The sequence below is a fragment of the Bacillus sp. 17RED48 genome (genome assembly GCF_019837545.1).
Taxonomy (GTDB): domain Bacteria; phylum Bacillota; class Bacilli; order Bacillales; family Bacillaceae_G; genus Bacillus_A; species Bacillus_A wiedmannii.
Genome location: NZ_JADAXG010000012.1, coordinates 1 through 16,591, shown reverse-complemented (window position 1 = coordinate 16,591; position 16,591 = coordinate 1). Strand labels below are relative to the sequence as shown.

The following is a 16,591-nucleotide window of genomic DNA, read 5'->3' as shown; positions in this document are numbered from 1 at the left end:
ATTTAATCATCTATTGTTTAGCCATTAACTAATCCACCATCCACTGTAAAAACTTTCCCAGTGATATAACTTGCATAATTAGAGGATAAAAATGTTGTTAGATGTGCTACCTCTTTAGGTTCCCCAATTCTGCCAAGTGGCACTAGTTCTAACATCCTTTTTAATGTTTGTTGATCCATTCCTTTTGTCATATCTGTTTGTATAAAACCAGGTGCAACTGCATTAACCCTAATGCCGAATTCCCCACCTTCTAATGCTAAGGTCTTGGTTAAAGAAATAACCCCACCCTTTGAAGCAGAGTAATTACATTGCCCCCTTGCACCTGTTATTCCACTTGTCGACGTGATATTTACTATAGAACCTCTTTTCTGTCTCATCATGATTCTTAATGCTTGTCGACAACAAAGAAATGTTCCTTTTAAATTTAAATCAACCACATGATCCCACTTTTCCTCGCTCATCATTGCAGCAAAGCCATCATTAATAATTCCTGCATTATTTACTAAAATATCTATTCTTTTTTCCTTTGAGCGTATGTGTTGAAACAATTTATGAATAGAATCTTCATTTGTAATATCTACATGCATAGGAAATGCCTTTCCACCTTTTGCTTCTATAGTGTTGGCTATTTCATTTGCTGATTTTTGATTACTTTGAAACGTAAAGTAAACAGTTAAGCCCTGATTGGCTAGGTCCATTGTTATTGCTTTACCAATGCCTCTTGATCCTCCGATAACTAATGCCACTTCGTTTCCATTAAACATAGACCTGTTCCTCCTTAAATTCTTTCTCTATCATAGTAAGACTTCTTTTTAAATACATCGGTGTTTCTGTAGAGGATACGGATATGTTCTGTTTAAAGGAGCGACATAACTTGGTTAACGTATTTCCGGGACCTACTTCTATAAAGTGTTTCGTACCATTATTCAATAAATTATAGATAGTGTCTTGCCACATAACTGGATCTACACATTGTCTTTTTATATCTTGTAAAATATTGATTCTATCTGTAGTTGGTTTTCCTGAACAGTTTAAAACAATTGGTATTTGGGCACTTTTTAACGAAAATAAATTTAAATACTCCTTAAACTCAAGAACCATTTCTTCCATTAAACGCGAATGAAATGCATGACTAGTTGAGAGTATTTTAGTTTTTATACCGTTTTTTTGATCTAATACCTTTTGAAACCTAAGAATGCTCTTACTCTCGCCAGAAAATACAACCTGTGTAGGGGAATTATAGGCAGCAATATCAATTTCATATTGTTTAGATTCCTCTACAACTTCAAATAATGTTTGATATGTGTTTGACACAATTCCTAACATACACCCCTCTTGCTTTACATTACTCATCAGCTGACCACGCTTCCGTACAATGGATAGTGCATCATGGAATTGTAAAGATCCTGCTTCTACCAGTGCAGAGAATTGTCCTAAGCTATGCCCCGCTACTTTAGATGGCCTTATACCATACAAATGTAAAATTCTTGATAGCCCTGTGCTTACCGTAAGAATAGCTGGTTGTGTAACACTGGTTTCTGTTAATTTTTCACTTGGCCCATATAAACATAGTTGCTTTAAATCAAATCCTAGCGTATCATTTGCTTCCTCAAATAATGGGACAAATATGTTTGGGTATTTATCTAAATACCCTTTACACATCCCTACGGATTGAGACCCTTGTCCTGGAAAAATAAATGTAATCATATGACACCCCCGCTATTTTCAAATTGAAGCTTTTCTAAAATTTCTTCTGGTAATCTACTGATTAATTGATCATTCGACCGTGTTAAAACGTGTTTTGAAAATCCCTCCGCTAACAAAACTCGGCATCTCTTGCGGAATAATTTATAAACAAATTCTATATAAACTTTACTTTCATTCTTAAGGTAGGTTTCTACAATTAAGTCGTCTTGAAAACGAGCTGATTTTTTGTAGGTACATCTTATATCAATAATTGGAAAATACAATTTTTCCTGTTTTAAATACTGGTTTATACCAATCTTATCTAGCATTTGAAACCTACCCAGCTCAAACCAATGAAAATAATGAGAATGGTGAGCAATTCCCATAGGATCGCATTCCCCAAAACGAACATTCACCTCATTTTTTACTAAGTACACTTATTTCACCTACTTTTCATAAGAACGTCGAAATTTTTGTATGGAGATTGTTAAAAATAAAATTCCCATACCAATTAATGCAGCTGATGGAATAAGAACAGAGGAGAATTCTTTGTTATATACTAATAAATCGTTAAAGCCTCCCATTGCCCAAGCTGTAATCGTAATATGCGCTAGGTTTTGCATCCATTCAGGCTCTATATAAAGTGGCCACCAAGATCCACCTAAAGCAGACATAGTTAACACGATTAAAATTGAAATACCATTTGCTTGGGATCTTGTTTGACATATAGAGGCTAATAAAATTGCTAGGCTTGAAGCTGCAAATGCAGTACATATCACTAGCAATATAATTCCTAATACACTTTTCCCTAGCCACATTCCAAATACAAAATGTCCTACGCTAAAAAGGACTGCACATTGAACAATAGCTGTTATAAAGCATGAGAGCATCTTTCCAAAAATGATTGATAATGTATTAATAGGTAAAGTAAGAATTTTTCTTAACGTTCCATTCTCTCTCTCTTCTACTAATGCACCTGCAGCTGCAGCAGTACCTAAAAGTACAAACATTACGGCATATCCCGGTACATTAGATTCAAATGGAGTAGGTTTATGTTCATTATCTGATGCTAATTCTTTAAACTCTACTTTCACATTTACTTCCATTTGGGCAGAGGCTTGTTTTACAATCTCTTTAGTCATATCTCTTTGTATTTCTGACACAATTTGAGTTACAGCATTTGAAACAACACTTGGAATAATGCGATCAACTTTATCTTCTATGATGATGACTTTAGCCTCTGTCCCTGAATATACATTTTGTGTAAAATCCTTAGGGATAACGATTGCCGCTTTTTTAGTTTGAACTTCCTTTTTCGCTTGTTCTTCTGTATATGCTTTCTTTTTACCATTTAATTCATAAGTTTCTTCTAGCTCAAGAGCAGGTATTTTTTTCAACTCTTCAATAACCCTTTTAGAAAGTTCTCCACTATCATTTACTACTATAGGAATCTTGAATTTTTCTGTCTTACTATCAAATACATTGGATAATGCAAAACTAGCAACTGCAATTACTATAATGGGTGTAATAAATAAATAGATTAGACCAGGAATATCCTTTAAAAGAATAAGCAGATCTTTCTTTGCTATATACCAAGCTTTCATGTTTATCATCTCCTTTCATTTACGACCTTAAGTTTTTCCCCGTTAAATGTAAAAATACATTTTCTAAATTAGAATTTTTAACATTAAATAAGTCGATTTTCAGATTATATTTTTGAATCAATTTCATAACTTCTCTTGTAACATTAAAGCTATCTACGCATTGAATGATGATTTTTTTATCTACCAATGTGCAGGATTTCACATCAGGAATCATTTTTGTTTTATGTATAAATTCTTCCGGAGTATTTGATATTACTATCTCTAAATAATTTTCCCCATATTTTTTTATTAAATTTTTTGGGGTTTCAACATCTAATATTTCACCCTTATCATAAATTGCTACACGATGGCATAACATCTCTGCCTCTTCCATATGATGAGTTGTATATATGACAGTAATCCCTAGCTCTTCTACAAGATGGCGTATGCAATTAAAAATATGGTTTCTTGATTGTGGATCAATCCCAACTGTTGGTTCATCTAAGAAAATAACTTTTGGCTTATTTAGCAAACCAACCACTAAATTAATTCTTCTTTTCATACCGCCAGAAAATGTATCGATTCTTTTATTCGCCCAATCCTCAAGCTGTGCAAACTGCAATGCTTCTCTTATCCGCCTTTTTTTCCTTTTTCCCTTTAATCCGTATATATCGGCATAAAAAGCTAAGTTATCATATGCGGTTAAAGTCGGGTATAGCGCTAAATCTTGAGGTACTACGCTCACATTTTTTTTAATCTTATTCCGTTCAGTATACAAATCGTAGCTACATACTGTGCCATACCCTTCATCTGGCAGGATAAGAGTAGATAAAATTGAAATAAGTGTTGTCTTCCCTGCTCCATTTGGTCCTAGTAATCCTATAATTTCACCTTTACGAATATCTAGATTTAAATTATTAATAACTGTATAATCTCCATATGATTTCTTAATGTTCCGAATGGAAATCATGTTATTTATATCAGTCATATTGTTTCCTCCTCCATATTGCTAATACAATATATTAAAAGTGACTCTTCTTTATATCCATTAAAGCTTCAAGGTATTTATATCCGTACTTTGAGTCTGGTTCTAGGTATGTGCCTTCTGCCCACTCATTCCAAGCATTAATAAATAAAAAATCAGTATCCTTACTATGTTGTAGAAGATACTTCTTAAACTTACGGGGAGTAGCTCCCTTCAAAATTAAAGCGCTTTCTTTTTTTCTTGGAGAGTTATCCCAATCTATAAAAGCCCCCTTATAAATGTTTTCACGTTCTTTAATTTGACGGCTTAATATTCTTTTCCATACAAAATCATAACTTAAATGAAAATCTTTTTTTTCTTGTTGAAGTGAATTTGTATTACCTATTAATTTTTTTAAAGTGTACATAGGTTCAAACTCTATAGCAGCATCAAAAGGAAAATCTGATTTATCTTCAAAAATTGTTAACATTTCTACAAAGTGTATCCCCAGAAGCCCTTCAGATTGAGCCCATTCATTCCATAGACTCAACATTTTATTTAGGTTTGGTATAGAAGCTGGTCGGTAAATTACAAATATCGGTTTATCTTTAATATTTAAATAGTTTTTGTTTTTAAAGAATGGCAAAAGATAATTAAAGTGTTCTTTCCAATCAGACTCCTCCCCATATTCTTGTCGTATTAATACTTCCTGGTCTTTCCCATCCCAAGATCTTGACCAAGATTCATTTGCCCAACATAAGCAATATGGGAAATCAATTTCCTTACATTGGTTTCTTAGTTCTACTGGTTTTTCTAGTAGTTTTTTCCCTTTGAACCAATAATGATAATAGCAAAAACCATCTAAACCATACTGTTTTGCTAAGTTTATTTGCCACTTATGAACATCTAAATTTAACAAGTTGTAATAATAATCCCCCAATGGAGCCCTAGGCTGATAGTGTCCTAGAAAACGTGGTTTTGCTTTTTTTACATTGGTCCATTCTGTAAAACCCTTCCCCCACCATAAATCGTTTTCAGGTATTTCATGAAATTGTGGTAAGTAAAAAGCAATAGTCTTCATTAATAAGGACTTCCCCCTTCCCCATATGCAGTGACTTAATTATTAATAAAAAATAATTACACAATATAAAACTCCACCTTTTAACATGTAACTATTTAATCTGATGTTAAATCTTGTCACAAAATAAGGCAAAAAGACCCTAATTATTGTAATTTTCACACATAAAAAACTATATTTTAAATTTTTTTTAGAAAATTATTCAAAAAAACACTTTAAATCCAGTTAAGTATTGTATAGTTTTATATTATAGGAGGGGAAAAATATGTCGTTTTTTGGCGAAAAATTCACAAATTTATTGGTAAATTTAGATGTAGCAAGCCTAATTGGAAAAATAAAGCAATACCAAGGGAGATTGGAGGTCTATGAGAAGGAATTTCCATGTACATTAGAAAAGTTGCAAAAATCTACTCAGCTTCAACATACCAAAGATTTTGTCGCAATGTATAAAAACTTAAAAATAACAAATAAAAGGTTAAAAGAATTAATTACATATGATCTGTCGCCAAAAACAATGATTGAAGATGAAATATCTTGTTACGTTGATGCGCTATCACTCATTCATAATAACTATGAAAGGCTTACTATTGATCCAAGCACAATCTTAGAAATACATTTTCAACTTTTTAAATATGCTACTTCGGATAGTGGAACGTGGAGAAAACAGGACATCTTACTTGAAGAACATGAGCAACTTAATTTCTCATTTTATTGCTATCGCCCTTTAACGATTAAAGAAATCCCAGAAGCAATAAAAGATTTATGTGAAGAATACAATTATTTATTAAATCAAAAAGAAATTGATCCCCTACTTTTAATTTGTAATTTTGTACTTAATTTTATATGTATTTTTCCTTTTGAATCTGGAAATGGAAGAATGGTACGTCTACTTATATCTTTATTACTATTACAAAGTAAACATTCACTAGTGAAATATATTTCACTAGATAAAATACTTAAAAAATATGAGAGAGATTATTATGATGCCCTTTATAAATCTTCAGCAAATTGGCATTTTCAAGAACATAATGTATCCTTTATATTAAAATGTCTATTACATATTATTCTAGAAGCGTATAAAGAACTAGATGTACATATTACTAGTTACCAACTGAAAGGGAACAAAAGTTTTAAAATTAAAGAGTATATATTAAAACAAGAACTACCTTTTACAAAAGAAGCAATACGAATGGTATTTTCTGATGTTTCACCAAGCACGATCAATAAAGCGTTTGCTTGTTTACAAGAAGAAAAATTAATTGAACTAGTATCCAAAGGCCGTAATGCAGTTTGGATTAGAATAAAGATATAAATAGTATCAAAAAATTATAGGGTAATTTTCTAGAACTAATGATTAAAACATACATATAAATTTATTTTACATACACAATAGATATATTTACTTAATACATAAAGAGGGTATTTGTCGCTACATTATTTATGCAATTAGTTTTGTATTTCTTCTATCTCTATACTTCCAAAAGTCTGATGGCAGACTTTATAGGAAGTATTACAGATATAAAACTAGATATTCAGATTTTATATCCTGAATAACATTTTAGCAATAGTAAAGCATAGCATTTAATCCGTTCCACTCAAAACGTTTTAATAGAAGTAAAAGAAAAAACACCTAGATTCAGCCTTAATTCAGTAAAAAATTCGATTTCACTTAAGTAAGTGCTGATTAATTTTGTCTCTGATAGCAACTTCTATAAATTCTTCAATAGAGCTATTTGTTTCACTTGTAATTTCTTTCATATATTTGTATTCCTTACTTGTAAGTATGACAGACTTCGTTACTGTGTTACTATCCAAATATACACTATGATTCATTCTTGGGACGATTTTCCCTTCTATTATATAGGGCATTAACTCTTCAATCCATTCCATTTGAATTCCTGGTGGTAATGAAATTAATGATTGACGAATCTCAAAATACCAAAATATCTCTTCTTCTGAAATTTTTATATTTCTTGGAGATACGTACTGTAATATATTATCGATTATGTGAAAAACGTTGTTTCGTAATTGTGCAGATTTAGGAAAACGAAACTTAACAAACCTTTGATGATGACTTCTAGGTTTATCCGACAGTTTATAAGCGGACTCATATCCTGCTTTTAATGCCTCACTAAGTGTCATATTAGTTCCAAATTCATCAAGAACTATAATATCACCACGTTTTGGAATAGAAATAACACGTGCCAATGTATTTCCCTTTACAAACTTTTGAAATAATACTACATTATGTTTCTGCGAAAATGTATATACAGGATTAGCTTGTTCTACTTGCTGAACAAGTTCACGAATATCCTCCTCCTTCACAAATTTCGTTTGTCGGTTACGATGTTCTATTAAAGAATAAACTAACTTTCCTTCCTCTATCCATTTTTCAAGTTGATTCATACTAATATGGTACTCTTTACTTGCCTGGTATAAAGTAATACCCTCAATTTTACGCTCTTCTTTTACTTTCTCTACTTCTTCTCTACTAAATAAGAAACTTCCATCTAAACGCCATGTATCCTTATTGATTGGCGTTAGCTTTCCTTGCTTCATTAAACTATTAAAAATAAAGTGACTAATGTCTAAATAATCTTTTACCTCATTTGTAGTCATAGTCATTTCATATACGTTAAGCATTCTAATTCCTCCTCACGCCTCATATTTTACATAATAATATTATGTAAATTAAATTTTATAAAATTTACACTTTAAATAAATTATAACATATATCGATATGTGTATCAGGTTTCAAATTGAAACAACATCTAATTTGATTTACTTTTAAAATTAGATTTTATTAAATTTTAAACATATTAACAAAAAGTTAATTTTTGAAATTCTAATTTAACCATAGAAAATGGGACATTTTCTATAGTCATTATATATTAATATTTTATAAAATTTAATCTTAATATATAATTTATTTTCTAATTGATTAAGTTATAATATTTAATATAAAAGGAATTTATAAGGAGTTGAATAACATTGAAATTTGAATTAGATACTCTTCAAAGTGAGAATTCTTTAGAAAACATAGAGAAACAAAAACAAAATTTTACAAACATAATTGCATTATGGAACGATGATTATATAAATGAAGCGGAATTAAAAAAGGAAAATAATGAAAGAGAAGATTCATATACATATGAAGGGTTTTCAGATGAAGAGATATTGTACTACTACTTGAATCGACAAACACATTTTGACCAAGAAAAACGGATTAAGGATGCATCAAGAACTCTATATGCACGTGATCTAAGTCAGTTTTATTTCTTTATTAAACAAAGTGTGGAATTTCTACAGAAAGATGTAAAAGATTATAAAGTTGGTCAAGTCTGGAGAAACCTTAGAAAACGACATATCCGTAATTATCAAAAATGGTTGTCACAGGAGGCGATCTCCTATCAATCTAAAAATAAATACAAGCTGTCTACAATTAGTAGAAAGCTTGGTGTTATTCGTTCCTATTTGAAATGGCTATATGAAATCCAATATATTCAGGACCCTCTACATGTTGAGATACTATGTACAACTGTAAATAAACAGCATAAACCTAAACGGGAGTTATCATATGAGGAAGTAAAACAGTTGCTTCATTACTACAAGGATAATGAAATCAATTACGCTTTATTATCAGTCCTAGCTACTACAGGGTTACGTGTTGCAGAAGTCGCACATGCAAAGTGGGATGATCTTGAGTATGACGCTATACGAGGACGATATTATTTAAAGGTTGATACAAAGGGAGATAATGAAAGGATTGTTTCTATTAATAAAGAGATTTTTAATCGGATTGCCACATTTCGAATGCGGAGAAGATTACCTATAGACATTGGGAATAGAAATGGTGGAACAGTATTTCAAACTAAAAACCATACTGCTTATAGAGAGAATTATTTGTCGCAATATATTTCTAAAATCATAAAGGATACTCACCTACCCTTTACAGAGAATATCAGAATTACTCCTCACTTCTTTAGACATTTTTATGTACAGTACTTATATGATTACAAAGGATTACCACCTCATATTATCGCAGCTGCAGTAGGTCATAAAAATGATCGTACTACGAAAGAAAATTATTTGAATCAGCGATTGACGAAAGATAATGATGCCGGTAATCTAATTTTGGAAGATGAATTTTAATCTAAGCGTTCTATAATTAGTTTACAGGGCTTCAATAAGGTCATATTTAGATGTGTAATTTTTATATAATTAAAATTGATTTTTAAACCTTTTTTCATGACTGTCATTACAGTTTATTCATTAATTCTCCGCCAAGATTCTTTGATAATATAGTCTATCTATAGGGAACCTTGTCGTGCTTTGTTATAAAATACTTAGAAAAATTCACATCAGAACTTTTTGCAAGTTAAAAGTTGATTTTATTTAGCAGTGTTAATTTATTAGTTGTAAATAATTCATAAGCTAATTTTTTTGTTCTAATAACAACTATTTCTGAAAATTCAAGCTCTCTACCGATCTTTACCACTTTGGTAGTGTTCGTAATAGTATTATTTGTATTAACCTCAACGATATCCTCTAAAGAAATATTTATTATTGCGCTTTGCCATGTAATGGTTAATTTTTCTTTTGATTTAATAATTTCTATCTCTGTCATATTGCTAGTAACTCCCTAATCTATTTGTATTTATCTATATAATAGAGTATATGTCTAGAATAGAAACCAGCCAATTTCATATATATTCACTCAGCCATTGTGTAAATAGGTAATTCTGGTATAAAGGTTCTTAAAAGATAAAAGTTTAGATTAAGCGCTATTAAATCTTATGTAATTTTATATAAATGAAACTGCAGTTTGGTCACGAACTGCAGTTTCATTTATCGTTTTCCGACAGAAGACTCCTTCCTCAAAGATGTGAAGGTGTGAAACACCAATTTTAGGTGGGAGATGAATGTCGGTTGGCATAAGCCAACATGTTTGCTATCATTTACTTGTACAGATTGCTCTTCGAAAACTGAAGATATGAGGTTGATTGCAGAAAAACGTTGCAACCGTAAAATCTTCAACGTTCTATCGCCCCATGCTTGCCGAAGTTGCGAAAACCAAGCTAAAGTAGGGAGTGTGGTGCGTTAACGTACAAGATACTTATGTTCTCACCGTAGGGACTACGGGTAGAGCCTGCTAAGATAACCGGTGGATACATCGGTGTTCGCAGGAATCTCCCACTTCAAAAAGTCCGTAAGGACGTTAAGTGGTGAGTAGTTCAAATATAGATTGAATTGCTTCAATCCCTTTATCCATGTCTCTTTTTAGCTTTTTGCTGACTTTGTATCAGAATCCCTTTAATTTGAGTAAGATGCTATTTAGAATTTTTCATCTATCTTTATATAATTAGTACTAAAAACCTAAAAGATACTCCAGCATTCTTTTAAGGAAAGTAGCTCTAGTATTTTAATACCAGCTATACTATTTCCGTTTGAATCTAGAGCGGGGCCAAAAATACCAATTCCCATTTCTCCTTTTACGCAGCCGAATATTCCACCGGAAACGCCACTCTTCGCAGGAATCCCTACGCGAATTGCAAATTCACCAGATTCGTTGTACATGCCACATGTGACCATAAAGGTTTTACAAATTTTTGTTATATGTTTCGGAACAATTTGTTTTTTTCTATATGGATCATATCCATCCATTGCAAAGATTAAACCTATCCGTGCTAAATCAATACAGTTTACCTCAATTGCACATTGCCTTGTGTATAAATCCATTAACGCCTCCACATCTCCATGAATAATATCATTTTGCTTCATGTAGTAGCAAAGAGAGCGATTTAAGTAAGCTGTTTCTAATTCAGAGACGGCTACTTTTAAAGAGTAATTAATGGTAGGATTATCCGTAATATCACGCACAAAGGAAAGAATCCGTTCTATCTTCTCGTCATTACTATCCCCTTTTAGTATACTTGTAATTGCTAGTGCTCCTGCGTTAATCATTGGATTGAGTGGCTTAGAGGGGCTAGCTGTTTCTAATTTAATAATAGAATTAAATGGATCACCAGTTGGCTCCATTCCAACTTTAGAAAATACATACTCTTCGCCGCAGTCTAAAAGCGCAAGTGCAAGCGTAATTACTTTTGAAATACTTTGAAGTGTAAAGAGCGTTTGTGAGTTACCGGCATGAATATAATCTGTCTCTTTATGATAAATTGCAATCCCTAAATCATCTAGATTCGCATTTCCTAGTTCTGGGATATAAGTAGCCAGTTTCCCTTTTTTTGTATATGTTTGTACTTGCTCTAACAATTGTTCTAGATTATTTATTTGAATACACTGCATCACTAATACGTCCTTTTCTTTATTATTAATTGTATTCTAATTAATTTGAAAGTAACTAAAATTTTTAATGAAATGGATATAAATTATCCGTAATATAATAAACGTGGAAATTCAAAATTCTCTATTTTCTCAACATGATAGTTGTGTTCATGATCTGTATTTAATAAACGACTTGAATAAAAGAGCGTCTTCAGAATCCTAGAAATTGACTCCTCTGTATTTAAGTAAATATCTTTGTTAACCAATCTTTTCTTTGGTTTTTTCGTTGTTCCAGCATTCAGTATTCTTTAAATTAGGAATATTAGTTGCATAGAAAATCGGATCTTTTCCAGCTTTCTTTTGTCTTATATAATCTTTGAGAGCAGAGAAAGCATATTTTCCAAGGAAAATAATTGCAATTAGGTTGAAAATAGCCATAATCCCCATGAATAAATCTGCAATATCCCATACAATTTGAACCGTTGCTATAGAACCGAGCATTACCATACCAATTACTGAAATGCGATATATCATTAATAATGTCTTACTACCACTTAAAAACTCAATGTTTGTTTCACCATAGTAATAGTTCCCAACGAGAGAACTAAAGGCAAATAGAAAAATTGCTACTGCTACAAAGGTAGGTGCCCATGGTCCGATATGAGTTTTTAATGCTTCTTGTGTTAATTGAATTCCATTCAGGTCTGTAGAATTGTGCATATCGGATAGAAGGATCATAAATGCAGTACAACTACAAATTATTAGTGTATCAGTAAAAACACCAAGTGTTTGAATAAATCCTTGTTTAACAGGATGAGTAACATTGGCAGTCGCAGCTGCGTTTGGAGCGCTTCCCATACCAGCTTCATTTGAAAATAAACCACGCTTTACTCCTAGAAGAATCGCAGCACCAAGTCCTCCGCCTACAACTTCCTTAATACCAAAAGCATGCAGCAAAATTTCTTTAAATAGAATAGGAACTTGCGTAATATTTGTAATAACCACAAATAGTGCAACACCAACATAAAGAATCGCCATAAATGGTACAATCATTTCTGCAACACGAGCAATCCGTTTTACGCCTCCAAAAATAATTAGTGCGATTAAACCAACTAGTATACAGCCGACAATTTTAGGTTCCAGATTGAATGCGCTTTCAAACGCTAGCGAAACTGTATTCGCTTGAACAGCATTAAATACCAGACCAAAGCAAACTGTAATTAAAATTGAGAAAACAACTCCCATCCAACGTTTATTTAATCCTTTTTCCATATAGTAAGCTGGACCGCCTCGAAATTTATTACCATCTTTTACTTTGTATATTTGAGCAAGTGTACTTTCTACAAATGCAGAAGCTCCCCCAATTAATGCGATAAGCCACATCCAAAATATTGCACCGGGTCCGCCGGTGGAAATCGCAATTGCAACACCGGCTAAGTTTCCTGTACCAACGCGAGAAGCTGTACTCATGCAAAATGCTTGAAAAGAAGAAACTCCATTTTTTTCTTTTTGTGCTTTACGAGTTGAGGAACTTGCGCCATCACTAAGTAAGCGAATCATTTCACCAATATAGCGAAATTGTACAAACCTTGTCTTAATTGTAAAATAGCATCCAATCCCAATTAAAAGAGCAATTAGAATGTAACCCCATAAAAATTCATTTGTTATTCCAATGAATTTGTGGATGGAAGTGATTACATCTTTGATGAAATCCATATGATTAATCCCCCTTATTCTAATGAATATATTTATCTAAAAAAACGTGAATTCAGTTTGACAAAAAAATAAGCGGAAACATGATCTTCAAATTTTTTTATTAGCACTCAGATACTATTTTCGTTTATATATTTTCTCTTTGTACACGAATCAGACGTCTTTTTAGAGTTACATTGTTCCAATGATTACAATTTCCTTAATGATCTTACGTAGTAGAACATTGTTTAGTTCTTCCAGAAATCATCAAACCGATCAAACCACCAAGTAAGGCTATTAAAACCCATCCCATTCCTTCATTATATAAAGGAACATGTTGCATGAAAGTAAGCAGCGAGTCACTAGCCAGTTCTGCTGTTTCTAATCCTTGTATTATACTAATCAGTAATGCTCCTAAAACTGATCCAACATAGACAGCCTGCTTATCTTTTATATAACGATCAAAAAAAGCAAGAATAATTAACACTATTGCTACAGGATAGATAACAATTAGGATAGGTAGGGAAAGTTTAATTAGCATAGACAAACCAAGGTTTGATACTCCAAAGCTAAATAAGCAAATAATTAAAATGATTTTGTTATAAGAAATCTTTGGAAATAGTGTTGTGAAAAATCTCCCACATGCTGAAACGAGTCCTACAGATGTAGTTAAACATGCGAATAACATTGTAATTCCTAATAAGGAAAGACCATATTGCCCAAATAAATGTTGTACTACATTTGTTAATAACACACTTCCATTTTCAAATATGCCAAATGTTTGAGAAGTAGCTCCAATATAAGCAAGTGATATATATATGATAGATAATCCAAGTGCGGCTATAAGCCCTGCTACTATAGTAGATTTAGCAATTAATTTTTTATTTGTAACACCTTTTTCTTTTATAGCGTTAATTACAATAATTCCAAATACGAGAGCAGCAAGGGCATCCATTGTTAAAAATCCTTCAATAAATCCTTTGAAAAAAGGAGCTTCCTGATATGAATCAGAGGGTGTTGAAATAGATCCAACTGGTGAAGAAATTGCTTTAACAATAATAATACTAATCATGATTAGTAACAGCGGGGTTAAATATTTTCCAATTCTATCTACCAATTTAGAGGGATTTAAAGATAGATAATATGTTATAGCGAAATATACAAATGTATACAGAAGTAATATATACCATTGATTTTGCATGGTGTTACTTAAAAAGGGGGCAACTGCCATTTCATATGAAACAGTGCCTGTACGAGGAATGGCGAAAAAAGGGCCAATTGCTAAATAAATGATAAGAGGAATAATAACACCACAGGCGGGGTGAATCCTACTAGCAAGGGTACTAACATTTCCACCAAAAAGGGAAATAGCAGCGATGGCTAGTAATGGAAGTCCAATACTACTCACAACAAATCCCGAAATCGATATCCAAATATTCGTTCCAGATGAATATCCTAATAAGGGAGGGAATATCATATTACCTGCACCAAAAAATATTGCAAACAGCATAAGTCCAATAGGGATTGTTTCTTTAAAAGTTAACGATTGTTTCATAGAGCACTCTCCTTTTTTGACGAAAAATGTCGAAATTTTAGTTTTTTTCATTATAGCATATGTTATTAGAAAATAAAGAAAAATAAAAATGGGAATAATTTCTTAATCCACTTAAAATACCGTTTTAAGTGGATTAAATTATATAAATCCCCAAATTCCATAAAATCAATTAATAAAAATACATAGATATTTTAAAATTAAACATTTGTATATTGAAATTTCAATAAATAATTATCGTTTTTTCCGAGAAGACCCCTTCCTCAAGGAACTCCAATGGTAGATGAATTGTGTCACTAGTAGTTGAAACAGAAGTACAAGAACTTCCAAAAACAAATTCTTACATTGAAATGGCTGTATAACTATAAGATTTTGCCATTTTGTCAGATGGAATTACCTAGAAAAGTCCGAAGTTTTTTTGATCATTAGAAGAGAAGTTGGCGAAAGCACAACTTATTCTTTCAAGACGAACGAAAGAATCTTCTCGCTGGAATAAATGAAGATATCCTAAGTAAAGCGTTCCATCAAACTCTTTACTTAGGAAACCCCTCTTCTAAATGAATTGAAAGTAAGGATAGTTCAAAACTACTTTCTACTTCATTCCTCTCAGAATAATTAAATTCAATGAATATAATTTAATTATTTAAAAATAATAATAAAAAACGGACTATTATACATATTAAGAGGGTGAACACATGTCCTTAATTGAAGAAAAATTAAAAACTACAACGAATGAAATCGTTGAAACTATTCAGACAAAAAATTTACAAGAACTTAAAAATAGATTAGAACAGACCTTTGATATTTGTGCCGATTTGGTTGAACATCCTTTGCAATTAAAAACAAACACGAATATTTTACTATATTATTTTGAAGGCCTTACAGATGGTGTCGCATTAAAAAGCAATGTTGTTACACCATTATTACAAGAAGTAAATGAAGACAGTCAAATATTTAATTCTAATATTATTGCTACTCATACCAAAATAGTATATACGTGGAATGAAATTAAAGAAGGATTACTTGAGGGTCAATGTGTTCTATTTATGGAAGGAGAAAAGCGGTCACTTTTAATAAATACAAAAGGCTGGGCAGAAAGAGCAATTCAAGAACCAATTTCAGAAGTTACTATTAAAGGCTCACATGATGGATTTATTGAGAATGCCACAAAAAATATAGGCTTAATTCGTCGATATATTCCTTCTACAGAATTAAAAATCAAAAAGCTGACGATTGGAGAAAGAGCAACTTCATTAGTCTATTTAATTTACTTAGGTGATGTTGCGAGCGCAGATGTAGTTCAAGAAATAGAAACTAGAATCTGTAAAATTAAAACGGATACGGTATTGAGCATTGGAGAACTATCTAATTATACAAAAGATCAAAATTGGACTCCTTTTCCACAGGCTTATTTAAGCGAACGCCCAGATGCAATTTCAAATCATTTACTTGATGGGAAAGTAGCAGTATTGATGGATAGATCCCCAGGTGCAATGATTGTTCCAATGAATTTAATTGGATTTTTTCAGACTCCTGATGATTATAATATTCATTGGCTCATTGCATCGTTTTTTCGTTTATTACGATTTGCAGGATTTATTATAGCGATTTTTTTACCTGCAATTTATATTGCTATCGTCTCTTTTCACTTTGAAATCATTCCTTTAGATTTATACACTTCTATTGCAACGTCAAGAGTCAAGGTCCCTTTCTCTCCCTTACTGGAAGCTTTTATAATGGAAATTACACTT

At 31.9% G+C, this 16,591-nt stretch carries 14 protein-coding genes and 1 pseudogene; 4 read left to right on the top strand and 11 right to left on the bottom strand.

The genetic code is table 11. The features are described from left to right. Nucleotides 1-17: 17 nt before the first annotated feature. From fabG to ILT06_RS28715, 6 genes are read right to left on the bottom strand one after another with little or no spacing between them, the layout of a single operon-like run. Complete coding sequence (gene fabG, locus ILT06_RS28740; protein WP_098103434.1) at nucleotides 18-764, bottom strand: 3-oxoacyl-[acyl-carrier-protein] reductase; 747 nt, start codon at nucleotides 762-764, stop codon at nucleotides 18-20. After that, on the bottom strand, nucleotides 757-1,707 hold the full coding sequence (gene fabD / locus ILT06_RS28735; protein ID WP_098103435.1) for an ACP S-malonyltransferase: 951 nt from the start codon (nucleotides 1,705-1,707) through the stop codon (nucleotides 757-759). Before fabD ends, fabG begins: the two co-directional genes overlap by 8 nt. Next, entirely contained in the window at nucleotides 1,704-2,123 is a 420-nt protein-coding gene (locus ILT06_RS28730; protein ID WP_098103436.1) for an acyl-CoA thioesterase, read from the bottom strand. Before ILT06_RS28730 ends, fabD begins: the two co-directional genes overlap by 4 nt. A gap of 9 nt (nucleotides 2,124-2,132) precedes the next feature. Next, on the bottom strand, nucleotides 2,133-3,290 hold the full coding sequence (locus tag ILT06_RS28725) for an ABC transporter permease (protein ID WP_098103437.1): 1,158 nt from the start codon (nucleotides 3,288-3,290) through the stop codon (nucleotides 2,133-2,135). 19 nt (nucleotides 3,291-3,309) lie between these two features. After that, complete coding sequence (locus tag ILT06_RS28720; RefSeq protein WP_097816173.1) at nucleotides 3,310-4,257, bottom strand: ABC transporter ATP-binding protein; 948 nt, start codon at nucleotides 4,255-4,257, stop codon at nucleotides 3,310-3,312. Between the two features lie 34 nt (nucleotides 4,258-4,291). Then, a complete protein-coding gene (locus ILT06_RS28715) occupies nucleotides 4,292-5,314 on the bottom strand; it encodes a glycosyltransferase WbsX family protein (RefSeq protein WP_097816174.1) in 1,023 nt (340 codons plus the stop codon). A gap of 262 nt (nucleotides 5,315-5,576) precedes the next feature. On the opposite strand from ILT06_RS28715, the gene ILT06_RS28710 reads away from it, so the two are divergent. Continuing rightward, on the top strand, nucleotides 5,577-6,623 hold the full coding sequence (locus ILT06_RS28710) for a Fic family protein (protein ID WP_098131414.1): 1,047 nt from the start codon (nucleotides 5,577-5,579) through the stop codon (nucleotides 6,621-6,623). A 353-nt stretch (nucleotides 6,624-6,976) separates the two neighbouring features. On the opposite strand, the gene ILT06_RS28705 is transcribed toward ILT06_RS28710, so the two are convergent. After that, on the bottom strand, nucleotides 6,977-7,954 hold the full coding sequence (locus ILT06_RS28705) for a DNA-binding protein (protein ID WP_097816256.1): 978 nt from the start codon (nucleotides 7,952-7,954) through the stop codon (nucleotides 6,977-6,979). Between the two features lie 348 nt (nucleotides 7,955-8,302). On the opposite strand from ILT06_RS28705, the gene ILT06_RS28700 reads away from it, so the two are divergent. Then, nucleotides 8,303-9,463, top strand: coding sequence for a tyrosine-type recombinase/integrase (locus tag ILT06_RS28700; RefSeq protein ID WP_222655737.1), 1,161 nt, complete (start codon nucleotides 8,303-8,305; stop codon nucleotides 9,461-9,463). 226 nt (nucleotides 9,464-9,689) lie between these two features. On the opposite strand, the gene ILT06_RS28695 is transcribed toward ILT06_RS28700, so the two are convergent. From ILT06_RS28695 to brnQ, 4 genes are all read right to left on the bottom strand, one after another. Further along, a complete protein-coding gene (locus ILT06_RS28695) occupies nucleotides 9,690-9,938 on the bottom strand; it encodes a SunI/YnzG family protein (protein WP_097816254.1) in 249 nt (82 codons plus the stop codon). Between the two features lie 749 nt (nucleotides 9,939-10,687). Continuing rightward, nucleotides 10,688-11,617 (bottom strand): glutaminase A, encoded by a 930-nt coding sequence (gene glsA / locus ILT06_RS28690; RefSeq protein WP_097816252.1) that lies wholly within the window; start codon nucleotides 11,615-11,617, stop codon nucleotides 10,688-10,690. A gap of 237 nt (nucleotides 11,618-11,854) precedes the next feature. Continuing rightward, nucleotides 11,855-13,312 (bottom strand): alanine/glycine:cation symporter family protein, encoded by a 1,458-nt coding sequence (locus ILT06_RS28685; RefSeq protein WP_142313299.1) that lies wholly within the window; start codon nucleotides 13,310-13,312, stop codon nucleotides 11,855-11,857. A 205-nt stretch (nucleotides 13,313-13,517) separates the two neighbouring features. Next, a complete protein-coding gene (gene brnQ / locus ILT06_RS28680) occupies nucleotides 13,518-14,843 on the bottom strand; it encodes a branched-chain amino acid transport system II carrier protein (protein ID WP_098103526.1) in 1,326 nt (441 codons plus the stop codon). 287 nt (nucleotides 14,844-15,130) lie between these two features. On the opposite strand from brnQ, the pseudogene ILT06_RS28675 reads away from it, so the two are divergent. Then, nucleotides 15,131-15,337: pseudogene (locus ILT06_RS28675) on the top strand (IS200/IS605 family element RNA-guided endonuclease TnpB); the annotation flags it as partial. Between the two features lie 198 nt (nucleotides 15,338-15,535). Continuing rightward, nucleotides 15,536-16,591, top strand: a 1,056-nt coding sequence (locus tag ILT06_RS28670) for a spore germination protein (RefSeq protein ID WP_222655736.1), incomplete at its 3' end; no start/stop codon positions are given.